Annotated in this window: 13 protein-coding genes; 4 read left to right on the top strand and 9 right to left on the bottom strand. The window is 69.6% G+C overall.

From position 1 onward, the window contains the following. Positions 1-35: 35 nt before the first annotated feature. From ABDZ66_RS03890 to ABDZ66_RS03855, 9 genes are all read right to left on the bottom strand, one after another. Positions 36-2,552, bottom strand: coding sequence for a DUF7933 domain-containing protein (locus ABDZ66_RS03890; protein ID WP_343756274.1), 2,517 nt, complete (start codon positions 2,550-2,552; stop codon positions 36-38). Further along, positions 2,552-7,519 (bottom strand): DUF11 domain-containing protein, encoded by a 4,968-nt coding sequence (locus ABDZ66_RS03885; protein WP_343756272.1) that lies wholly within the window; start codon positions 7,517-7,519, stop codon positions 2,552-2,554. The genes ABDZ66_RS03890 and ABDZ66_RS03885 overlap by 1 nt, the downstream gene beginning before the upstream one ends. Beyond that, positions 7,516-10,290, bottom strand: coding sequence for a DUF7933 domain-containing protein (locus ABDZ66_RS03880; protein WP_343756270.1), 2,775 nt, complete (start codon positions 10,288-10,290; stop codon positions 7,516-7,518). The genes ABDZ66_RS03885 and ABDZ66_RS03880 overlap by 4 nt, the downstream gene beginning before the upstream one ends. A gap of 227 nt (positions 10,291-10,517) precedes the next feature. Then, positions 10,518-13,325, bottom strand: coding sequence for a beta strand repeat-containing protein (locus tag ABDZ66_RS03875; protein WP_343756268.1), 2,808 nt, complete (start codon positions 13,323-13,325; stop codon positions 10,518-10,520). 293 nt (positions 13,326-13,618) lie between these two features. Next, positions 13,619-14,041, bottom strand: a complete 423-nt coding sequence (locus tag ABDZ66_RS17255; protein ID WP_425544396.1) for a transposase — start codon at positions 14,039-14,041, stop codon at positions 13,619-13,621. A gap of 37 nt (positions 14,042-14,078) precedes the next feature. Beyond that, positions 14,079-14,858 carry an integrase core domain-containing protein gene (locus tag ABDZ66_RS03870; protein ID WP_343756266.1) on the bottom strand — a complete coding sequence of 260 codons (780 nt, stop codon included), beginning with the start codon at positions 14,856-14,858 and terminating at the stop codon, positions 14,079-14,081. 74 nt (positions 14,859-14,932) lie between these two features. Continuing rightward, entirely contained in the window at positions 14,933-15,220 is a 288-nt protein-coding gene (locus ABDZ66_RS03865) for a transposase (protein WP_343756264.1), read from the bottom strand. Positions 15,221-15,323: 103 nt separating this feature from the next. Further along, positions 15,324-16,517 carry a transposase gene (locus tag ABDZ66_RS03860; RefSeq protein ID WP_343756262.1) on the bottom strand — a complete coding sequence of 398 codons (1,194 nt, stop codon included), beginning with the start codon at positions 16,515-16,517 and terminating at the stop codon, positions 15,324-15,326. A 75-nt stretch (positions 16,518-16,592) separates the two neighbouring features. Beyond that, positions 16,593-17,138 (bottom strand): DedA family protein, encoded by a 546-nt coding sequence (locus ABDZ66_RS03855; protein ID WP_343756260.1) that lies wholly within the window; start codon positions 17,136-17,138, stop codon positions 16,593-16,595. A 296-nt stretch (positions 17,139-17,434) separates the two neighbouring features. Between ABDZ66_RS03855 and ABDZ66_RS03850 the strand changes: the two genes are divergently transcribed. The 4 genes from ABDZ66_RS03850 to ABDZ66_RS03835 all read left to right on the top strand — a co-directional run bounded on the left by ABDZ66_RS03850 (position 17,435) and on the right by ABDZ66_RS03835 (position 21,240). Next, a complete protein-coding gene (locus ABDZ66_RS03850) occupies positions 17,435-18,067 on the top strand; it encodes a YceI family protein (protein ID WP_343756258.1) in 633 nt (210 codons plus the stop codon). 85 nt (positions 18,068-18,152) lie between these two features. Further along, a complete protein-coding gene (locus ABDZ66_RS03845) occupies positions 18,153-18,737 on the top strand; it encodes a DM13 domain-containing protein (RefSeq protein WP_343756256.1) in 585 nt (194 codons plus the stop codon). Positions 18,738-18,985: 248 nt separating this feature from the next. Next, complete coding sequence (locus ABDZ66_RS03840) at positions 18,986-19,933, top strand: mechanosensitive ion channel family protein (RefSeq protein WP_343756254.1); 948 nt, start codon at positions 18,986-18,988, stop codon at positions 19,931-19,933. Further along, the gene (locus ABDZ66_RS03835; protein WP_343756252.1) at positions 19,930-21,240 is read left to right on the top strand and encodes a DUF2254 domain-containing protein; all 1,311 of its coding nucleotides are present in this window, start codon (positions 19,930-19,932) and stop codon (positions 21,238-21,240) included. The genes ABDZ66_RS03840 and ABDZ66_RS03835 overlap by 4 nt, the downstream gene beginning before the upstream one ends. The last annotated feature ends 203 nt before the right edge of the window (positions 21,241-21,443 follow it).

Raw genomic sequence — 21,443 nt, 5'->3', positions numbered from 1 at the left:
GGGGCAGTGTCGCCGGGTGGGACGGACCCTGCGCGTCAGCGGATCTGCACGCGGTAACAGGCGGTGCCCTGCTCGCCCCCGCCGAGCGCGCCGACCGTCACGGTCAGGCGGTTGCTGCCGAGCGTGCCGGCGTCCGCGTCGGCGGCGCTGCTCAGGTTGCTGGCGGCGCTGCCGGGCGTGACGGTCTGCCCGGCCTGCACGGCCGCGCCGCGTACCAGCCGCACGCCCTGTCCGGGCGCGTACCCGTCGCCGAGCGGCTGCGTGAAGAACGGGATGGGGTCGGTGATGACGACCTCGCTGAGCGGTCCGACTCCCTGGTTCAGGTAATTGATGCAGTACTCCAGCTGCTCGCCCACGCCGCCCGTGCTGGCGTTCAGACTGAACGGCCCGCCGGCCGTGACGTTCCGGACGAACTTGCCGAGGGTCAGGCTGCCGCCCGCGCCGCCACTCTGCCCGATGACGGTCGTGTCGGTCAGCGAGGCCGTGCGGGTGGCGCCGCCGGTCGTCTGCGCCGCGCCCAGCGTCACGGTCTCGCTCAGGCCCGCGGCCAGCCCGGGTGGGACGAGCACCTGCACGAGCAGGTTCACGTCGGCGGGCGTGCCGTCCGGGCGTTTCGGGAAGCTGTCCGTGACGTCCAGCGTGCCGCTGGTCTGACCGGCCGGGATGATGGCCGCGTCGCCGCTGCTCACCTCGCCGTTGCCGTCCGCGTCGTACCACAGCAGGTACTGGAAGCGGGCGCCGCCCGGGCGGCTCAGGGTGAAGGTCACGGGGCCGGTCACGCCGGGCGTCAGGCGGTGGGGGTTCGTGACGGTGGACGGGCTCTGCGTGGTCCGGACGGCGCTGCTGACCAGCGCGAAGGGCGTCACGGTCACGCTGGCTGTCGCGCGCTGCGCCCCGAACACGCTGGAGGTCCGCACGCCGTCGTTGAAGGTGGCGCTCACCTGCGTGGGCAGGATGGTGTTGGTGTACTGACCGCTGGGCGTGCCGGCCGGCAGCGTCACGGGCAGGCTCACGCTGCAGCTCGCGCCGGCCCGCAGGGTGGTGCCGCCGATGGTCAGGACCCCGCCGGCCGTGCTGACCGTGCCGCCGCAGGTGTTGCCCTGCACGGCCCCCAGCGTCAGGCCGCTCACGCCGGTCGTCTCGGCGACGCGGTCCTCGACGTTGAGGCTGGTCGTGTCGGCGCTGTTCGGGTTGCTCAGGGTGACGGTCAGGGTGGTCGTCTGCCCCGGCTGGCGCAGCGCCGGACTGAAGGTCTTGCTGACGCCCAGCGCGGTGTACAGCGTGGCGGTCGCGGATTCCTGCACGACGTCCGCGCTGGTGATGATGGTGCTGCCCACGATGGTGTTGCGGTACGTGCCGGACTGCGGGACCGTCACGTTCACCTGCAGGGTGCAGCCGCCCACCGGGATGTACGCCCCGGCCTTGAAGCGCAGTTCGGGCGGGGTGGAGCTGCTGTTGAGGGTGATGCGGCTGTTGTCGCAGGTGCCGCTGATGTTCGGCGTGGGCGCGAAGGTCATCTGCGCGGGCGAGCTGGGCAGCGGGTCCACCAGGTCCGTGTACAGCGTGACCGGCCCCTTGTTGTTGTTGCCGACCGTGATGGTCAGGCGGCTGGTCCCGCCGGGAGCACTGACGAACGGCGGTTCGAACACCTTGCTGAGACTGGGCCGGTCCGGGACGACGTTGCACGACGCCAGGTCGGTGATGCCCTGGCTGGCGGTTTCGATGTTGGTGGCCTTGCCGTCGGCGGCCATGGTGTACATGTTGGAGCTGCTCGACAGGTAGTACGTCTCGCCGATGACGGTCGTGCCGTTCGGCAGCGTGCGGAACGGTTCGATGGCCAGGCCGTTCAGCGCAGTGAGCGGCGCGCCGTTGACGGTGATGGGCGTGATGGTACCGGCGACCAGGCTGTCACTGATGGCGATCAGGTGACTGCCGGCCGCGCCGCCGTTCAGGCTGCCTTCCACGATGATGTACAGCTGGTTGCCGGCGCCCAGCACGATGTCGCCGTTCGTGCCGCTGGCCGTGGGCACGAACGAGGTGGGGTAGGTGATCTTGGTCGGGATGGCCAGCCGGGTGCCGGTGGTGCTCTGGAAGATCGAGACGTACCCGAAGCTGTGGTAGATGTACATCTTCCCGGTTTCCTCGATCGCCGCCCCGATGATGGACCCGTACGTGTTGTTGTTGTTGCGCAGCTGGTCGTTCTGGGCGACCCGCGTGGTCTGCCGCGTGGCGGGGTTGTAGCGCAGGAGGGTGCCGCCGGTACGTTCGACGTAGTACAGCTGCCCGTCCAGTGGACTCAGGGCCGTGGCGTTGTACGAGTACGTACCCGGGCTGTTCGTGACCTTGCTGTTGTCGATGGTGTCGTAGTCGGCGGTGGTGCCCGTGATGGTGTTCAGGAACAGGTGACGTGACGGGCCGCCGGAGGTGGTGGGGCCGGCCGTCGCGTAGATGGCGGTGCAGTAGCTGGAGCCGGCCGCCGCGTGCCCCGTGAGGGCCGCGACGAAGGTGACGAGCAGGTGCAGGGAGCGGAGCAGGGGCCGGGAGGCGCGCATCAGGGAGTGTCCTTGGTCGGGTCGGCGTTGGGGGTGGGGGCGGCGTCCGGCGCACCGGTGGGACCCGGGGCGGGCGCCGGGTCCCCGGCACCTCCCAGCCCGGCGATGAGATCGCCGAGGTGTTCGTCGGCGCTGAGGTCCAGGCGCAGGTACGCGCCGCGCCGGGTGGATTGCGTGCTGATCGGGTCGAAGCCGGTCAGGTTGTAGCCCAGCGTCAGCCAGGTGCCGGGCAGGGCGCGGTAGCTGGCCTCCAGGCCGGTGGCGGTGCGGACCACGCCGTTCAGGGGCTGCACCTGGGTGTGCAGGGCCGCGCCGAGCGCGAACCGGTCACTCAGGTGGTACGAGCCGCTGAGGCTGGGCTGCACGGTCAGGCTGCCGGGATCGCCGGGAACGGCGCGCACGGCCAGGCCGCCGCGCAGCGCCCAGGTGGCGGCGTGGTACGCCAGCTCGGCGCTGCCGCTGAACGTGCTGCCGCTGCTGCTGAGGCTGCCGCGCTCGTACGCGGCGCTGATCAGTCCCTGCCAGTTGTTCTTGCGCAGCGCGCCGCCCAGCGTGAGGCGGTCGCCGCGCGCCGGGCCGAACTCGCTGAGCGCGTCGGCGCTGAGCGTCACCTGATCGTTCAGGGTCAGGGCGGCCCCGCCGCGCAGGACGGTACGCCACTGCCCGCTCTTCACCGAGAAGTCGCTGCCCGCCGAGGCGCTCAGGCGCGTGTCCTGGTAGCGCAGCGCGGCATTCAGGTTGAACTCCCGGCCGGGCGCGGCGCGACCCGCGCCCGGCAGTTCCTGCAGCACGCCGCCGCCCAGCGAGGCGCTGAGGTTCGGGCCGAGCGGCAGGGTGGTGTCCGCGCCGAAGCGGGCGCGGTTGCCGCCGCCACCGGCGGTGGGCAGTTCGTAGGCGACTTTCAGGTTCGTGCCGCCCAGGCGGGACTCGAGGCCCAGGCTCAGCGCCTGGCCCGGCGCGGCGCTCCCGCCGGGCCAGGTGACCACGCCGCCCAGCGTCGCGGCGACCTGCGGCGTCAGGGCGTAGCGGGCGCTGAGCGTGGTCTGCGGGCTGCTGTTCCCGCCCAGCGGCTGGGCGTGCGTGAGGTCCGCGTCGAGCGGCGCGGCGTGATAGCCGGCGCTGGCGGTGAGGCTGGTGCCGCTGGTCGCGCCGAACTGCTGCCGGACGCCCAGGCCCAGCGTGACCGGCTGGAGGTTCACGTTCAGGGCGGCGCCGACCTGCCCCTGCGTGGTGTGCTCCCCGTCCTGGCCGGCCGGGGCGTCGTGGTACTCGCCGCCCAGCACCGCGCCCAGCGAGCGGCCCAGCGGCACGCTGGCGTTCACGGCGGCGTGCGTGCCGGCCTGCCCGGCGTTCAGGCCGGCGTAGCCGTCGTCCTGGCGTGAGACGCTGAGGCTGGCGCGTGCGCCGCCGGGCAGCTGTCCCTGCGCGGCCGCGCTGAGCAGCACGTCCTGGCCGCTGAGCGCGGCGAGGGTCGTGACCTTCAGGTCCGGCGTGTCGTACGCGGCGCGGACGGCGGTGGTCAGGCCCGCGCCGGCCTGAACGCCGGGCAGGTGGACGGTGGCGGCGCTGGCACTCAGCGGGCCGCGCTCGAGACGCACCTCCGCCCCGAAGGCCAGCTGCCGCTCACCGCTGCCCTCGGGCCGGTAGCTGACGCGCAGGGCCTGCGTGACCAGCAGGCCGCCCTCGACCGTCACGGCACTCAGGGGCCGCGCGAGGGTCAGCAGGCCGGCCGGGCCGTCCAGGGTGTAGTCCTCGCCGCGCCGCAGGCGGCGTTCGCTGTCGCCGTCCGGCCCGCTGACCAGCAGGTCCACGGTCTCACTGCCGGGCGCGGCGGGGCCGTTCAGGCGCAGCAGGCGCGTGCCGTCCGGCGTGAGGGTCTCGGTGCGGCTCCCGCCCGGCAGGGCGGCCACGAACCCGCTGACGGTGGCCGCGCCGGGCGCGCCGTGCGTGACGACGCTCAGCGCGGTCGGGAGGCCCGGCACGTTCAGGGTGCGGATGGGTGCCGGGGCCTGCATGTACGCGAGCGTGAAGTCCGGATGGTCGTACCGGAACGCGACCGGGTCGAGGCCGCTCAGGGGCACGCTGGCGGCGCTGCGGTCCCCGTGCGCCGGGTACCGGCCGACGCTGGCCTCCTCGGGGCGCAGGCCGTCGGTGTTCGCCGCGGCGATCAGGTGCCCCTGGCCCAGCGGGGCTTCCAGGGTGCCGCGCGCCGTGACCTGCAGGCCCGCGCCGCTCAGCGTGGCGCTCAGCAGGCCGGTGGCGACGGAGCCCCGCCCGGGCGCCAGGCGCTGTTCGGCCCGGATGGGCTGGCCGTCGCCCAGGTCCGCCTCGAGTTCCAGCCGCAGCGGCGCGGCCTGCGGCGCGAAACGCAGGGTGCCTTCCCCGTCCTTCAGGCGGACCTGGTAACCGGCCTCGAGCGGGTTGGCGTCCGGGGTGGTGGGTTCCAGCGAGGTGCGGACCGTCACGAACGGCAGCGCGGTCGTGACGCCGCGGTCGTCCACGGCCTGCACGCGCAGCACCACCGGGGTCACGCCGTCCGCGATGACCTGCTCGCCCAGCACGCGCAGGTTGGTGGTGCGGCCGGCCAGCGTGACGGTCGTCCGCTCGCCGAGCGCCTCGATCACGTTCCGGCCGGGCGTCAGCCGCACGCCCACGTACTCCAGGCGCTGGAGGTTCGTGGCCGGATCGAAGGACCGCGTGCCGATCAGGGTGCCGGGCAGGTCCGCGCCGTTCAGGGTGACGTCCAGCGGCACGTCCGCCGGGCCCTGCACGACCACCGTCACCTGATCACGGTCCCGGTACACCTGCCCGTCGGGCGGGGACTGGATGACCTGATCACCGCGGGGGGCGGGGGCGTTCAGCGCCCGCGCGGCGGCGAGGTCGCCAGGATCCAGGCGGCCGCGCAGCGTCTCGCGTTCCCCCTGCCCGTAGGTGGCGACCAGGGTGGGTTCCGGCAGTTCCGGCAGGGGCGCTTCGTGCCGCGCCGAGTACCGCAGTTCGCCCGGGTGGGCGGGCAGCGTCCAGTACAGCGTGCCGCCGGGGCCCTGCAGCGGGTCCGGGATGGGGCGCGCGTCGTAGCGGGCGCTGCCCGGCAGGTACTCCGCGCCGTCCGGGAGGCGCTGCGCGTAGATCAGGCCCTGAGCGGCCCCGGTGCTGGTGACGCTCGCGTGGATGTCACTGACCCGCGTGACGGGCGGCAGGGTGGCCGGGACGGGCTCGGCCTGCGCGGCGTCCCCGGCGGGGGCCGGGGTGGCGCCGGGCGCTGGCGTGGAGCCGGGGACCGGGGTGGGGTCCGGCGCGGCCACCACCAGCGGCCGCACGTCCAGCGTGCCGGAGGCCGTCTGCGTGTCCGCGCAGTCCGTGACGAGCTCCGCCCCGAGCGACACCGCGCCGCCGGCCGCGTCGACCCGCGCGCGGTACGTCAGGGTGCGCGCCTCGCCGGGCCGCAGCGTGCCCTCGAATTCCGGGCTGTCCAGGGGGCTCAGGCCCTCGCCGGGGGTGTCGCTCAGCAGGTACGGGACGGGTTCCTCGCTGGTGTTCGTCAGGTGCAGCGACACGCTCACGGTGTCGCCGGGCCGCGCGGCCGGCAGCGCCGCGCGGCGCAGTTGCAGCGCCGCGCGGTGCGGGCTGACCTGCACGGCCGCGCTGGCCTGCGCGCCGGGCATGCTGGCCGTGACGCGCGCCTCGCCGGGCCGCTCGGCCTGCGCGACGACCTCCAGCGTGGCGGGCTGCCCGGCCCGCACGGACCCCTGCAGCCGGGTGGCCGTCAGGGCGCGCAGGCCGTCCGGGAGGTTCACCTCGACCGGTGCGCCCACCACGCCGTCATACCCGGTGCTGGCGACCGCGTGGAACGTGACGAGGTCGCCCACGCACACGGCCGGCCGGTCCTGCGCCAGCGTCAGCTGCACCTGCGGGCGCACCTGCACGCGCACGTCCGCGAGGCCGTCCTCGGGCACCGTGACCTGCCGGGGGGCGTCCACGACCGTCCCGGCCGGGGCGTCCACGTGCAGGTCGTACTGGCCGGCGGGCCGCTCGGCGGTCCACTCGCCGTCCACCGGGGTGACCTCCCCGCCGAAGGTGACGTTCAGGCGGGTGGGGCTGATCTCGCCGCCCGGCTGCACCAGCTGCGCCTGAAGGCGCACCTGCCCGACCCGGTCGGTCTGCGCCAGCGTGATCCGCTGGTCCTCGCCGCTCCGGTTGAAGGCCAGCCCGACCGTGTTCGAGTACTGCCGGGCGCCCTCCGGTTGCCGCAGCTCGACGCGGTACGTGCCGGCGCCGGGAAGCGGCAGGTCCACCCACTGCAGCGGCCCGCTGATCGTCAGCGGCGTGACCGCGCCGTCGGCGTCGACCACGCGCACGTCCATCTCGCCGGGGCCGTCCCCGTCGTACAGCCGCAGGCGGTCGCCGGTCTGGGCGTGGACGGTCAGGGCCGGCGTCCAGGTGGACCCGCGCACCGTGACGTTCACGCGCGTGGCGCTCAGGCTGGCGGCGTGCGCCTCGATGCGCGCGGCGAAGGTGTTCTTCCCGCGCCCCTCGCTGCTCACCCGCAGGGTGTACGTGCCGGGTTCCAGCACGCCGTCGAAGGCGGTCACCCAGTCGCTGCTGGCGTCCGGGGCGCGCAGGGTGCGCAGGGGCTGCCCGTCCGGGCCGAGCAGCGTGAAGGTCGTGACGACCGCCGCGCCGCCGTACTGTTCGTCGCCCACCGAGTTCGGCTGGCGGTAGTCGTGCGGGTCGAAGGCGGCCGAGTACAGGTCCAGCCGGACCGGGCCGCGCTGATGCACCTGCAGGTTGAAGGAGTCGTCCCCGACCGCCCACTGCAGGGCCCGGCCGACACTGGTGACCGGGCGGCTGGTCCGTTCGGGGTGCGGTCCGGTTCCGTTCAGGCGGGTCAGTTCGGCGTCCTGCGCGAGCGCGGCGCTGCCCACGCCCAGGCTCAGCAGGGCCAGCACGCGTGGCCGGCGGCTCACGGGAGCCTCCAGCGCAGGAACGGATCCGTGCCGGCCTGCTCGGGCGTTCCGCTGAAGGTGAAGGTGTAGGAGGTCGTCATGGAACCGCCCGCAAAGTCTACGGTGAATCCGGCCTGCCCGGACGTCAGGACCGCGCCGGCCGGGAGCGGATCGGCGACCTCCAGGCCCGGCAGGGCGCGCGGGGCGCTGACCGTGACCTGAACGGCGTAACGGGTGTCCCCGAGCCACGTGACCTGCTTGCGCAGCTGCACGTCCCCGCGCGTGACGGTCGTGTCCCGCACGGAGAACGCGTCCCCGCCGGCCGGCGCGAGCGGGAAGTCGACGCTGGTCAGGTTCAGGACCATCACCGAGCGGCTGCCGGGCAGCCCGCCGTCCTGCGGGACGCTCAGCGGCGCGTGCCGTACGCTCTGCGGATCGAGTCGCAGGGCGTGTTGACCGCGCGGCACGCCCGCGAAGTGGTACCGGCCGGCCGCGTCGGTCAGCGCGGCGCGCCCCCCGGCGAGCAGCACCCGGGCGCCCGCGACCGGCAGGTCGAGGTCCGGCGTGAAGGTCCCGTCGCGGTTCCGGTCCACGAACACCTGACCGTTCAGTTCGGCCTGCGCGGCGAACACGCCGGGCTGCACCTGCACGCGCGCGCGCGCCTCGCTGCTCTGCGTGACCGCGCCGTTCGGGGCCTGCATCCGTGCCAGCGCCACGTTCACCAGGGTCGGCGCGGCCAGCGGCGTGACCCGCATGGCGTAGGTCAGGGTGCGCGTGCCGCCCTCCGGGAGGGCGCCCACGGTCCAGCGCAGCGTGCCGTCCGGCTGCACCTGCGGGTCCGGGCCCGGCTGGCCGTCCACGGTGGCGGTGCCTGTCAGGTACGTCAGGCCGACCGGGGGGGTGTCCAGCAGCGTGCCCCCCTGCAGGGCCGCGGCCCGGCTGGCGTTGCGCAGCGTGACCGTGAACGTGACCCGGTCGCCGACCGTGACGGTCGCCGGGGCGGCGGCCTTGCTGAGCAGCAGCGCGCTCGAGTACACGTTCGACGGGGCGGGCGCACTGACCACGGGACTGGGCAGTTCATCCGAGCCGAGCGAGAAGGTGTTCTCCAGGCGGGTGTCGTCGGTCACGTCGGCATTCACGCGGGCCTGCACGCTCACGTCCAGCCGGTCGCCCGGCGCGAGGATCGGGAAGCGCCACACGACCGTCCGCGTGAAGGCATCGAAGGTGCCGCCGTCCGAGGCGGCCACGAACGACAGGCCGGGGGGCAGCGGGTCGCGCAGCACGACGTTCGTCAGCGCGTGCGCGTAGGGGTTGGCGGCCTGCAGGGTGTACCTGAGCAGCTCGCCGGCCGGCACGGTCCCGGCCGGTGAGACGGTCTTGACCAGCTGCGGCGCGCGGGCGTCCACCAGCGTCACCAGGTCCTCGGTGTGGTTCGGGACGGCGCCCCGCTCGCTGCTGGCACTCAGCCGCGCCCGGACCGCCCCGCCCCCGGCCGCCGTGACGGTCAGGCAGGCCTGCACGTCCAGTTCCTCGCCGGCCGTCAGCTCGACCGGCTGCGCCAACGCGGCTCCCTGCGGGTCCCGCCACACGACCAGTCCGCTGCCCAGCGTGAACTGACTGCCCAGCGTGAAGCGGTCGGTCACGTTGCCGCTGTTGCGCAGGGCGTGCGTGAAGCAGGTCGCCTGCCCCTGCACGCCGAACCCCCGCGTCTGCCGGTCGTCGGCGCTGCCTTCCCCGCCAGGCTGGGCGGCGGCGTTGCCGGCCGGGCCGAGCAGCACGCCCAGGCGCGGCTGGATCTGCAGGGACGCCTCGGTCTTAAGGGGTGGCACGCCGGCCGCGCCGCGCAGGCTCAGGTAGGCGGTGTTGACGCGCTCTCCGGACCGGGCGTCCGGGTCGGCCTGCAGGCGGAAGCGCAGGTCCGTCACCTGCCCCGGACGCAGCGGCGGCAGCTGCCACGCCACGGTGGGCGTGCCGGTCGCCCCCGCTGCCGTCACGGACAGCGTGCCCAGCGGACTCAGGGCGCTGCCGGGCACGTACGACAGACCGGCGAGTTCCGGGATGTCCAGCGGGTCCCGCACCTCGGCCTCGCCGCTGGGCTGCGAGCCCAGGTTCCGCACGCGCAGCGTCACCAGCGTGCTTTCACCGGGATTCAGGACGGCCGGCGTGAACAGCTTCTCGATCTGCAGTTCGGCGCCGCCGCTCACGCGCACGGCCGCCACGTTGTCGGTGTCGCTGGCACTGCCGTCCGCGCAGCGGCCCGCGAGGCCCATGAACGCGGAACCGGACGCCCCGGCCGGGGCCTGCACGACCAGCAGCAGGTCGGCGGCGCCGTCCACCGGGACGTTCAGGTCCGACACGACCGGTTCGCCCAGGTCCAGCAGGCCGTTGCCGTTCACGTCCCGCACGACCCGCGCGCCGCTGGGCGTGAAGGCGCTGCCCGCGGCCACCTGCCAGGACAGCGTGAAGCGGGCGTTCACGTTGCCGCTGTTCACCAGCCGGTACGGCAGGACGCTCTCCCCGCCGGGCGCGATGCCGACCCGGTAGGCGGGGTTGGCGGCGCTGCCGTCCGGTGTGACGTTCAGCGCGCAGCGCGCCCGGATGCGCGTCTCGACCGGGGCGCTGAGGTACAGTTCGCCGGCCACCGTGGCGCTCGCCTGGTTGCTGATGACGGTTCCGGCGGGCGCGCCGGCCGCGCGGACCGGCTGGCCCAGCAGCGTCAGGCCCAGCACGGTCAGCAGCGCCACGAGCAGCGCGGGGAAGCGGAGAGGGGGAAAAACAGGTTCGGGAGACACGAAGGGAACTCCTGGGACGCCGGCAGCAACCGGTGGTGAGTTGAAGGGGGAGGTGGCTGCGTGAGGGCGGTGCAGGCCGTGGGTGAAGCGGTCAAAAGGGGTGAAGCCTGAAAGAAACCTGAAAAAGGGAAGGTTCTGGTGTTGGGGAAGGAAGGGTGGGCGGCAAGCGCCGCCCGTGGCCGGGGGGTGGCCCGCTCCCGGAAACCGGGGGGAGCGGCCCGGCTGACTCAGTTCACGCGGACGGTCATGGTGAACGTGACGCTCGCGCCGCTGCTCAGGCTGGTCTCGGTGGCGTCGATCACGCCGTTGCCGTTCGAGTCCACCGCGAACTCCACCAGCGTGCCGGCGGTCTGCGCGACCGGCGCGGTGGTCACGGCCGTCCAGGGACCACTGGCAATCCGGTAGAAGCCGCCGACCGGGCCGGACACGCCGGACAGGACGGTGTTGGCGGGCACGGTGTCGCGCAGCACCACTTCGGTCAGGGCCTCGGTGGACAGGTTGCGGGCGCTCAGGGTGTAGCGCAGGTACTCGCCGGGGAAGGCGTCCGCGCCGCTCTTGACGGTGGTGCAGCTGGAAATCACGCCGCAGTTGTCGACGGTCTTGTCGATGGCGAGCTTCCCGCCGACCACGCGGGTGGTGTCGGTCACGCGGGCGGGGCTGCTGCCCGGGTCGCGCAGCACGGCGCCCGTGGCGGGCGAGGCGGGGGTGGTGGCGGCCGTCAGCGTGAGCTGGTTGACGCTCTCGGTGGGGGCGCCGGCCGGCACGTTGACCTTCACGGACAGCGTGACCTGCTCGCCCGGGTCCAGGGTGGTGGGGTTGCTGCTGCCCAGCAGGTTGCGGGCCGAGGCGTCACTGAACGCCGCGCCGATGCTGGAGAAGAAGGTGGTGCTGTCGAAGGAGTACAGGTACGTCCAGCCGCTGGTGGCGCCGGCGGGGGTGCTGGTGAAGGACAGGTCGGCCGGCCCGAAGGAGGTGTTCCCGTCGTTCTGCAGCTGGTGCTGGTACAGGGCCGTGCCGGGGCTGGTGGTGGTGCCGCTGCGGTCCGGGGTCAGGGCCACGTTGTATTCCTGCAGGACGGTCACGGTGTCGTTGCTGTCGGTGCCCCTGGTGTTCGTGACGGGGCTCTCGGCCGTCTGCGTGACGGTCAGCGTGCCGGGCAGCGCGTTGCTGGGCGTGTTCACGACGGCCAGCAGCTTGATCTCCTGACCGGGCTGGATGGTGCCGGTGTTCGTGATCGGCCCGGCGGCGAGTTCGTTCGCGTCGAGCACGCCGTCACCGTTGAGGTCCTTGTAGTACACGACGGTGACCGGCACGCTGCCGCTGCTGGTGGGGAAGGTGACGGTGCCGCTGAGGTTGTAGTTGTCGGGCTGCGCGCCGTTGTTGCCGACTTCCATCGGGAACACGGCCTGCGCGCCGGGCAGCACGGACCGGTCGATGGGGTTGCTGGGCGTGCCACCGTTGTTGCCGCTGGCGTCACCGATGGCGACGCTGGGCGCGGTGACCGTGCCGATCTTGTCGGTGGTGGTGTCCTTCTTGCTGGTGTCGACCGAGCTGGTGGCCGTCACGGTGACGGTGCCGCCGTTGGCGTCCGCGCCGGCCTGGGCGGGCACGCGGACCCGCACCTGGATCACGGCCGTCTCGCCGGGGGCCAGGGGGCCGCTGTCGGGCGTGCCGTCTCCGTCCGAGTCGGGCAGGGGCACGCCGTCACGCAGCAGGTCGACGGTCGTGCCGGCCGGCAGGTCCGAGAGCGCCGCCGTGAAGTCGAAGACGTCGCTGCTGTTGCCGGTGTTCCGCACCGACTGCGCGAAGGTGACGCTGCTGCCGGCGGCCAGGGACGCCACGGTCTGCGTGTCGGCGTTGTCGGGCGTGACGGTCAGGCCCTCGCCGGTCGTGTACGCGGCGCCCGTGAGGGGGTCGGCCGCGCCGAGCGGGTCACCGTTCGGGCCGATGGCGACGGCGGCGGTGGGGGCCTTGGTCACGTCGGCGGTGTTGGAGGACGTGGTGGTGGTCGTGCCGGTCGAGCCGGTGTACGTGACGGTCGCGACGTTCGAGTAGGGGTTCTGGCTGCTGGTGGGCGCGGCGGCGGCCGGGATGGTGACCGTGAAGGTCAGCTGCACCGACTGACCGGGCGCGACGCTGCCGAACACCGCCTGCACCTGATCGTTGTCGTTGCTGTCGCCGTCCGTGTTGGGGTACGTGACCGTGCCGGTGGTGGGGGAGATCACGGCGCTGCTGGCCTTGATGGTCGAGCCGACCGGCAGGGTGCTTCTGGCGCTGATGATGTCGTCGGCGAGGATGACGTTGCTGGCGGCCTGCGTGCCGGTGTTGGTGGACTGCACGCGGTACACGACGGTCAGGTCCCCGCTGGACTCGGTGGTGGTGGACACGACGCTCTTGCTGACGCTCAGGACCGCGTCCTGCACGACGTTGATCTGCGAGTAGTTGGTGCTGCCGCTCACGCCGTCGGTCTTGGTGCTGTCGAAGGAACTGGTGGCGGTGGGCTGCGTGATGACCTTGTTGGCGCTGGCGGCGTTGGCGGGCACCTGCAGGACCACGAAGAACTTCACCTGACCGTCGGCGGCGACGTTCTGGAAGACGGACTTCCCGCCGCTCTGCGGCAGGGCCACGCGTTCACCGGGCTGCAGGATGCCGTCGCCGTTGGCGTCCACGTACACGACGCGCGTGGCGGGCGCGACGGTGTTCGGGACGCTGGCGTCCACCATGGTGTCCACCAGGAAGGAGTCCGTTCCGTTTCCGGTGTTCGTCAGGGTGTACGGAAACACGACTTCCGCGCCGGGCACGGCCTGCTGCTGCTGACCGGGCGTGGTGGGCGTCCCGTCCGGCGAGATGGTCACGCCGCCGACCTGCTTGACGAGCGTGCTCACCTGGTTGCTGTTCGCGTCGAGCTTGGTGCCGGTGGAGTCCCGGTAGGCGGCGCTCGCCTGGTTGGTGATCTGCGTCCCGGCTTTGGTGCCAGCGGCGGAGGCGACCCCCAGGGCGAGGAAGGCGGCCAGCATCAGTGAACGGTGTTTCATGGATCTCCTTGAAATGAGGTGGGTTCGGATCTTGCATGGTCGGTCGTCGCGTTGAGGGTCACCTCGTCCCGCTCCATGCCGCACCTGGCTACACGAATTTACCTTAATGACAGGTTTCTTACACGCTTCTCACATGAAGCGGAATACCCCCACCGCGTAAAAAATGTCACATTCTGCCCTGGCAAACCTGAAAAAATTTACAGAACTCCGTTCATGCAGCTCATCCTGATTCTCATTTCTCTGCCCTACCTGAACGCCGGGTAGTTGGCTGGAACTAGACTTTGTTGGCGAATTCAATGTGCTGGTTGTAGTCGAGCAAATTGGGTGCGATACGTGCTCTCCGGGCGCTCTCCGGCGAGCCATTGGGTTGCACGTACCATGTTCATTGCTGTCGCGGCCGAGAGTTCCTGGAATGCCACCTTCGCTTTTCCTCGATATCGTGCCACTCGAACACCAAAGCGGCGCACACCCTGTGACACGGTCGCCTCAATCCCTGCGCGATCCCTGTAGGCTAGGTGGAACTCCGCTTGTCCTGCTCGTTCCCTGGCTTTCTGCAGCGCTTCGAATGTCACGCGATCAGGAAAGCCAAGAGTCCTCACTCCGGATTTCGCACGTGTGCAGCGCGACTGCATCGAGCAATTTCGACAGCTTGATGCAGAAAATTTGACTTGTACCGCTGGTCGTCTCGTCCATGAGAGTGATCGTTCCGACCACATCGTAGAGACCTGTCCTGGTAATGCTCCAAGTTTGAATTCAAGCGGCGTTGCGAGCGTTCGCCGATGAAGTGAGTGTAGACCAAGGCGTGGCATAGCCGAGCGCCGAATGACGGCGCTCGTGGTTGTACCAGCGGTGAAAGTCCGGCATGGCGGCCCGAACATCGGCCATGGATTGCCAGTCCTGGCGGAAGGCGAACTGGTATTTGTAGGTCCGGTTGAGGCGTTCGAGGATCCCAGTCCCTCCCGGCTGAGACACCTTGCAGCGCACCCAGCTGCCGTACTTCAAACAGCCCTGCTGGAAGAGGTCGCTGGTGAAATCGCTGCCCCCATCGCTCTGAACCAGGATGCTCTCGTGGTGTCCATGAGTGCGCAGCACGGCGACCGCCTCGTCGAGCGTCAATTTGGCGAGGTGCATCGACAGGCTCCGCACCACCCGACTGGCTAGCACCACCCGCGAGGTGACGTCCAGCACGAAGTAGATCCAACAGACCCCGTCAGGCAGCGACAGCCGGGTCGCATCAATCTGCACCCGTCGACCTTCAGGCCAATCCTGTGGTGCGGAAACCTTCGGTGAAGGTTTCCGGGTCTTCCGGGGCAGCGGTGGGTGGAGGTGCAATTCACCGAGTGCTACGCGGATCTTGTGCAATCCAATCTCTTCGCCCTGAGCTTTGAGTTCCTGATACAGCAGTCGGTATCCAGAAGTTGGATGCTGCAGGGCCACCTGGCGCACCTTTTCGTACAGTGCGTCACGGTGCTGCCGCTTCGCATGGCGCGTTAGCGCGCCATGCTGATGGTCCCGCAGTCGCCAGTACGGCACGCTGGCATACTGGGCAAAACGTCGCAGGCTGAGTTGTGGCCGGCTCTGCCAGAGGACGATCAGGTCGTCCAGCGTCAGAGCCGTCGCACTTTTCGCGCGATATCCAGCTCCAGTTCCTTTTCGGCCACGATACGTTTGAGCCGATCATTCTCCCGTTCCAGAGTGGTCATACCCTGGTCTGGTCGGTCGCCAGAAAGACGGGCACGGCCTGCCTCCAGAAACTGGGTTTTCCAGCTGTGAATCAGACTCTCGTTGGCCCCGTGCTGACGGGCTGCCTCCGCGACTCCGAGTTCGCCCCGCAGCACGCTGAGGACGATGGCTTCTTTGACGTCGGTGCTCCAGGTTTTTCGCTGTTTTCCCATGGTGATCTCCAGTTTGCTCGTCCCTCGCATCAAGAGGGTCAGGTTCTGGAAGTCATCCTTGGAGCATTACCCCTGAAGGACAGGTCACCTGACGCTGTTCCCACTAAATCACGAAGGCGGAGAGGTCAAAAGCGTCTGCTGTCCGACTTTGCCAACTGCTGGATTCGCGCAGGGGTCCGACCAGATCGATTCCTCGCGCTTGGCTCTCGACGAGTCCATCCCCTGAAAGATATCCAGCATCGACGAGATGCGTTTCTGGCCGCAAGGCCCTTGCGATCAGCTCCGTCTGAATGGTGTCGTTGACCTGCACGTCCGGCTGCGTTGCTGGTGTCGTCTTCACGTGGGTGATCAAGCGGGGTCCGGCTTCGTCGCAGCACTCGGTGAAATGGACTTTGTATCCCTGCCAGCGAGTGTGGCGTTTGATGCTGGCCCTCGCTTCGGCTTCATGTGGTGTACACCGCCTGGATTCGGCCGGCGGTGTGTCTTCCTGGGCACGCAGTTTGATCTGCGTAACACCCAGGCCTGAAAGTTCTCGTTGAAATTGCTGCAACCAGACCTGTCGCAACATGGCCAACGCTGGACGATCCAGCAAGGGGTTGAGCGCAGTGTCATTCAGCAGCGAGGTCATGAGAAAAAAGCCGTCCTCGCCGATCGTTTGCGCGAGTTCAGAACGGCTGGGTTCAGAGTGAGGAAGGTTCCCTTCCTCAACTCTTCTGCTGTACCGTGCCCACCATGCGGCAGGAATGACTTGACACAGCGTCTCGGGAATGACGGTCGCAAGGTCATCCAGCGCGACGCGCAGCGTCTCGCCGATCAGTTCCAGACGGTTCAGCACCCGCATCCGGGCCAGAACGTGGGTACTGTCTGTGCGCTGCCGACCGGGTTTGAGGAGGTGGTGATCCCGACATGCCTGCAGGAACGTGTTGAAGAGCATCTCGCCCTGGTCAGCTGCGACCAGACGAGCGCGAAACTCACTCAGGACGCTGTAGTGAAACCCGAGATCTTCGAGCTCGAGGGCCAGGGCGTACTTCCAATCCAGTCGGGTACGGACGTGCTCCGCGGCCTGCCGATCACTGAGGTGTTCGAGAAACTGGAAAATCGTGACCAGGGCTAACCGCCAGGGCGCGTAGGCTGGTTGACCCCGAGTCGGGTAGAGGGACCGAAACTGATCGTCGGAGTAAACGGCGCCAAAGCAGTCTCGCAGTTGTGTAATGGTGTTGCCTTTGGGGAGGATGATGCGGACGAGCTCGGCTGTCCGCGTCGGGATCTCGGCCAGAGGGGCTGCATGCAGACTCATAGCGCATTGTTACCCCCACCCGGGAATTCGCCAACAGAGTCTAGTTCCAGCCAACTACCGGAAGAGAAGAGCAGGTCACGGCCAAAAATCCCCTCTATGACGCAACGAAGAAAAATGACGTGTTGACCGATATTTCTCTTTCTCTGCACCCTCATGACGTCGTGTGGGACACGTCTCCAGGGGACGTGGAAACTCTTGGTTGTACGTCAGGAACTTCGGGTATGACATGCCGCCCACCCCGGCCATGGTCGGGGCCGCGGTGCGCACCACTGGCACGAAACGCGCCAGGATCAGCGCGCGGCTGCCGTGCCGGTCAAAGAACGCCTGGGTGCGCTGGGCATACTTGGGCCGCAGCAGTCGGCTCCCTTCGCGGTTGAACACCGCCGGCCCGAACTTCCGGCCGATGGCGTATCCGACGCCGTCCCCGAGGATCACCCCGGCCGCTACCACGAGCATCAGGCCCGGCAAGTTGAGCGTGCCCTGTTTGGCGAGCAGGCCCGCCGTGATCAGCAGGCTGTCCCCGGGCAGGAAGAAGCCGGCCAGGAGGCCGGACTCGGCGAAGACCATGCCGAAGATGCCGGCATAGGAGACACTCTGGATCAGGTGCAGGAGATCAAACATGGTCGGAGCTTATTGATAGTCCATCGACTCCTCCGATTATTGCGTCCTACACGAAGTGGAAGCTGATATTGACGGCTCTAGCGAAACGTGTGCTGAACGCTAATCCCGTCCAGAGTCAACGGACTACCGATAGTTTGTGTAAACCGTTCAACCCGAGTCCGTATGAGGTCCGTTGAACCTGACCGCCGCTCTGCCCGTATAGAAGGCAAGACCACAGGAACTCAGGTCCGAATCCCATCACTTCACTCGGCAGCACGTTCTCACGCCGCAACTCACGACCCCCCAGGAGGCCCGCCATGCCGCGACGCCCACGCCGTTCTCTGCACCCTGAAACGCCCGCTCCGACCCGCTCCATCCCGCCGCCACACCGCTACCGGGTTCCGCTGCCCGTCACCCTGCCTGTCATCCTGGCCGCCGCGCTGGTCGTCACGGCCGCCGCGCAGGCTGCGACGGTCCGCGTCCGGGACGGCTCTGTGGGCTTCGCTTACCGCGTCACCCTGATTCCCGTGAACGGCACCGTGAACGCCGTGCAGAGCAGCGATACCACCCTCGACTTTGCGGCCCTGCGCCGCACGCGGACCACCGTGACCGTGAACCTCGCAGCCCTGAAGACCGGGATCGCCCTGCGTGACGAGCACGCCCGCGAGGCGCTGGACGCCCGGAACTTCCCGAACGCGTCGTTCACCCTGGAGAACTTCAGCGGCCCGGAACGCCTCCCGGACGGACAGGCCGTTCAGGGCGACGTGACCGGCACGTTCACGCTGCGCGGCGTGCCCCGTCCTCTCAAGGCGCCCGTCACGCTCACCCGGCGCGGGAACAGCCTGAACGTGCAGGCGACCTTCACCGTGAACCCGCAGGCGCACGGCGTGAACGTCAAGGGAGGTGACACCAGCACCCGCGTGACCGTGAACCTCACCCTGGCCCCCTGATCCACTCCGGCGCCCCGCCGCACCTTCCACCTCGCCGCCACACCCTCCGCCCCAGTTCTCACCATCAGCTTCAGAGGAGTCCGTCATGACCCGTCCCCAGATCCGTACCGCTCAGACCCCCACCGCCCAGACCACCGCTGTTCAGACCCTTCTCCGGCCCGCTGCGTGGCCCACTCCGGTTCACCGGGCCGCGCTGCTGTCTCTGGCGCTGCTGGGCATTACGCTGAGCGCCTCTCCGGTGCTGGGGCAGACTGCCGCGCAGCCCGGCCACACCATGACCGGCGGCGCCATGTCCGGCACCCCCACGAAGGGAAGCGCCATGCAGGCGGGCGCCATGAAAACCACCCTCACCGGCAGTTTCCGCGCTCTGCACGCCCCTACCACCGGCACGGTCACCCTCGCCCGCAACGCGCAGGGCCGCTGGACCCTGACCATCCACAACCTGAAGACCGAACCCGCCCCGGACCTGAAAGTGTGGCTGCTAGCCGCGAAGACCGTCAAGGACACCCCGGAACTCCGCAAGGAGAAGTACACCGACCTCGGCGAGATCGCCACCACCGGCACCCGCACGTTCCTGCTGCCCGCCACCTTCACGCCCGAACAGGCCGGAAGCGTGGTCCTGTGGTGCGATCAGTTCAGCGTGGCGTTCGCCGCCGCGACCCTCAAGTAGAGCGGGCGGCCGGGTCATACGGACTACCGTCTGTTTCGTTGGCAACCCGGCGTTCTTCCGGGTTGCCAACTCCAGGCCCGGAGGGGCGTTTCTCTCCTGCTTGCTCTGCGGCGCAGTTCTACGAGTCCGCTCGGGTTGAAAGCTTTTGCAAACCTCTTAACCGGAGTCCGTATAAGCCGACCAAGCATGGAGAAATCCGTCAGTGCCGTCACATGCCCCGGGCCGGTAGGCGCCGTACTGTGCGCCCAATGAACTGGCAACTCGAACCGATCCTGACCCGTTTTCAGGCACTTGTGCAGGGTCTGCTGAACAGCCTTCCCAACATGGCACTGGGTGTGCTGTTGTTCCTGTTGTTCTGGTTCGTCTCGGGCGTGTCGCGCCGCACCGTGCAGGCCCTCGCAGAACGTGCTGGTCAGTCCGCTGGCATTGCGCTGGTGTTCGGGCGGTTGACTGGGTGGGTCATCCTGACCCTGGGACTCCTGGTAGGCCTGACGGTCATCTTCCCGACCCTGACCGCCGCGTCACTCTTCGGGGCGCTGGGCGTGAGTGGCGTCGCCATCGGCTTCGCCTTCAAGGACATCTTCCAGAACCTCCTCGCGGGGCTGCTCATCCTGATCACGCGGCCCTTCCGGATCGGGGATCAGATCGTCAGTGGGGAGCACGAGGGCACCGTCGAGGACATTCAGGTGCGCGCGACCCTGCTGCGCACATACGACAACCGCCGGGTGGTCATCCCGAACAGTGAGCTGTACACGAACCGGGTGATCGTGAACACCGCGTACGACCGGCGGCGGCTGGCCGTCACGGTCGGCATCGGCTACGGAGACGACATCGCGCACGCCAAGCGAGTCATTCTGGAGACCCTCAGCGGTGTTGAGGACATCCGCCCGGACCCCGCGCCCACGGTGCTGGTGCGGGAGCTGGCTGATTTCAGCGTGAATCTGGAAGTCCGCTACTGGATTGACCCGCCCGTCCGGCGTGAGGTGGTGGAGTCTCAGGACCGGGTCCTGGAGGCCCTGAAGCCCGCCCTGATTGAAGCCGGGATCGACCTTCCCCTCCCGACGCAGCAGGTGCTGTTCCACGATCAGACGGAGGAGACGGACGGCGACCGTGCCCGGCAACGGGAAGGCTGGCCCGCGCGGGAATCCAACCCCAGGCCCCGCGCCGCGCTGCGCCAGGCGCCGGAGATGCCATGAAGGGTTACCTGCTGCGACTCCGGGAGTGGACGGGGCAGTTCTGGTTCCTCCCGGCGGTCATGACGGCCCTGGCGCTGCTGCTCGCCTGGGCCGGCATCGAACTGGAGGAGCGGTACGAGATTCCGGATGGCCTGACCTGGGTGTACTCGGGTGGGGAGAGCGGGGCACGCAGCCTGCTGTCCGCCGTGGCGAGCAGCGCCATCGGCGTGGCTGGGACGGTCTTCTCCATCACGATCGCGGCCCTGTCGTACGCGGCGGGCAGCATGGGACCGCGGCTGCTGGACAACTTCACGCGGGACCGCGGGAATCAGGCGGTGCTGGGAACGTTCATCGCGACGTTCGCGTTCACGCTGTTCAGTCTGCGCAGCGTGCAGGGCGGTGAGGACAACCCGTTCGTGCCGCACTACAACGTCACGGCGGGCATGCTGCTCGCGCTGGCGTGCGTGGCGGCGCTGGTGTACTTCCTGTCGCACGTGACCCGCGGCATCAACATGACGGCCGTGGTGAACCTGCTGCGTGACGACCTGCGGCGGGCCCTGGAGCGGGCCACGAGCGAGAGGAACGACGAAGCGGCGGCCCCCGCACCGCCCGAGGCATTCTGGGCGGGTGGGGAGGTGCTGCGGTCACCGGACAGCGGGTACCTGCAACTGCTCGACACGGACGCCCTGATTGCCGCCGCGCAGCGGGACGGCGTGGCGCTGCGTGTGTTTGTCCGGCCCGGCGACTACGTGTTCCCGAATACGCCGGTCGCGGTGGGCGTCCCGCGTCTACCGGACCGCGTGTTGCCGGCGTTGACGCTGGGCCCGAGGCGGGTCGCGGGGCAGGATCTGGAGTTCACGGTCCGGCAGCTGGCCGAGGTGGCCGCGCGGGCCCTGAGTCCCGGCACGAACGATCCCGTGACGGCCGTCGACGTGATCGACCGGTTCGGGGACGCGCTGTGCCGCCTTCAGGGCCGTACCTGGCCGCCCGGCGTGGAGTACCGCGATCATCACCTGAGGCTGGTCTACCCGGTGACCACATATGGGGGCCTGCTGGACAGCATGTTCCACATGATCCGCCAGTACGGCAGCGGCAGTCCGGCCGTGACGCTGCGGCTGCTGGACGTGCTGCGCATCGTGGCGCAGGAGGAGACGGATCCGCAGCGGCAGCGTGAATTGCAGCGTCACGCGGAGTTGACCCACGAAGATGCGCGGCGAGACACGAAAAACGCCGGTGATCTGCGTGAACTGGAGGCGCGCTACCAGGCCATGCTGGAGACCAGCCGGAGCCATGCGGAGGGCACGCCCGCGCCACTGCTGAGCACCTGAACCTGGGAACCTGCTCTCCGACCGGCCAGGGGAGACCGTGAGAGCAGGGGGCCTCTCTCGTTCGCCGGAGGCGGGAGCCAGCGTCACTCTGGAGCCGACACGGCCATGTGCCTGTCCACCAACGCGTCACCTCCCAGGTGCTGGGGCAGTACACTGGATTTGAAGAAGTCACATTGGATGTGGGTGCCGGTGGCGATACACCG

This window comes from Deinococcus depolymerans, from assembly GCF_039522025.1.
GTDB lineage: Bacteria > Deinococcota > Deinococci > Deinococcales > Deinococcaceae > Deinococcus > Deinococcus depolymerans.
This window is presented reverse-complemented; position numbering and strand designations above follow the sequence as displayed.

Excerpts from the sequence above, each read along its gene's own strand:
- ABDZ66_RS03890 (WP_343756274.1), bottom strand. The coding sequence starts at position 2,552 with ATGCGCGCCTCCCGGCCCCTGCTCCGCTCCCTGCACCTGCTCGTCACC.
- ABDZ66_RS03875 (WP_343756268.1), bottom strand. The coding sequence starts at position 13,325 with ATGAAACACCGTTCACTGATGCTGGCCGCCTTCCTCGCCCTGGGGGTC.
- ABDZ66_RS17255 (WP_425544396.1), bottom strand. The coding sequence starts at position 14,041 with ATGTGGTCGGAACGATCACTCTCATGGACGAGACGACCAGCGGTACAA.
- ABDZ66_RS03865 (WP_343756264.1), bottom strand. The coding sequence starts at position 15,220 with ATGGGAAAACAGCGAAAAACCTGGAGCACCGACGTCAAAGAAGCCATC.
- ABDZ66_RS03860 (WP_343756262.1), bottom strand. The coding sequence starts at position 16,517 with ATGAGTCTGCATGCAGCCCCTCTGGCCGAGATCCCGACGCGGACAGCC.
- ABDZ66_RS03855 (WP_343756260.1), bottom strand. The coding sequence starts at position 17,138 with ATGTTTGATCTCCTGCACCTGATCCAGAGTGTCTCCTATGCCGGCATC.
- ABDZ66_RS03850 (WP_343756258.1), top strand. The coding sequence starts at position 17,435 with ATGCCGCGACGCCCACGCCGTTCTCTGCACCCTGAAACGCCCGCTCCG.
- ABDZ66_RS03845 (WP_343756256.1), top strand. The coding sequence starts at position 18,153 with ATGACCCGTCCCCAGATCCGTACCGCTCAGACCCCCACCGCCCAGACC.
- ABDZ66_RS03840 (WP_343756254.1), top strand. The coding sequence starts at position 18,986 with ATGAACTGGCAACTCGAACCGATCCTGACCCGTTTTCAGGCACTTGTG.
- ABDZ66_RS03835 (WP_343756252.1), top strand. The coding sequence starts at position 19,930 with ATGAAGGGTTACCTGCTGCGACTCCGGGAGTGGACGGGGCAGTTCTGG.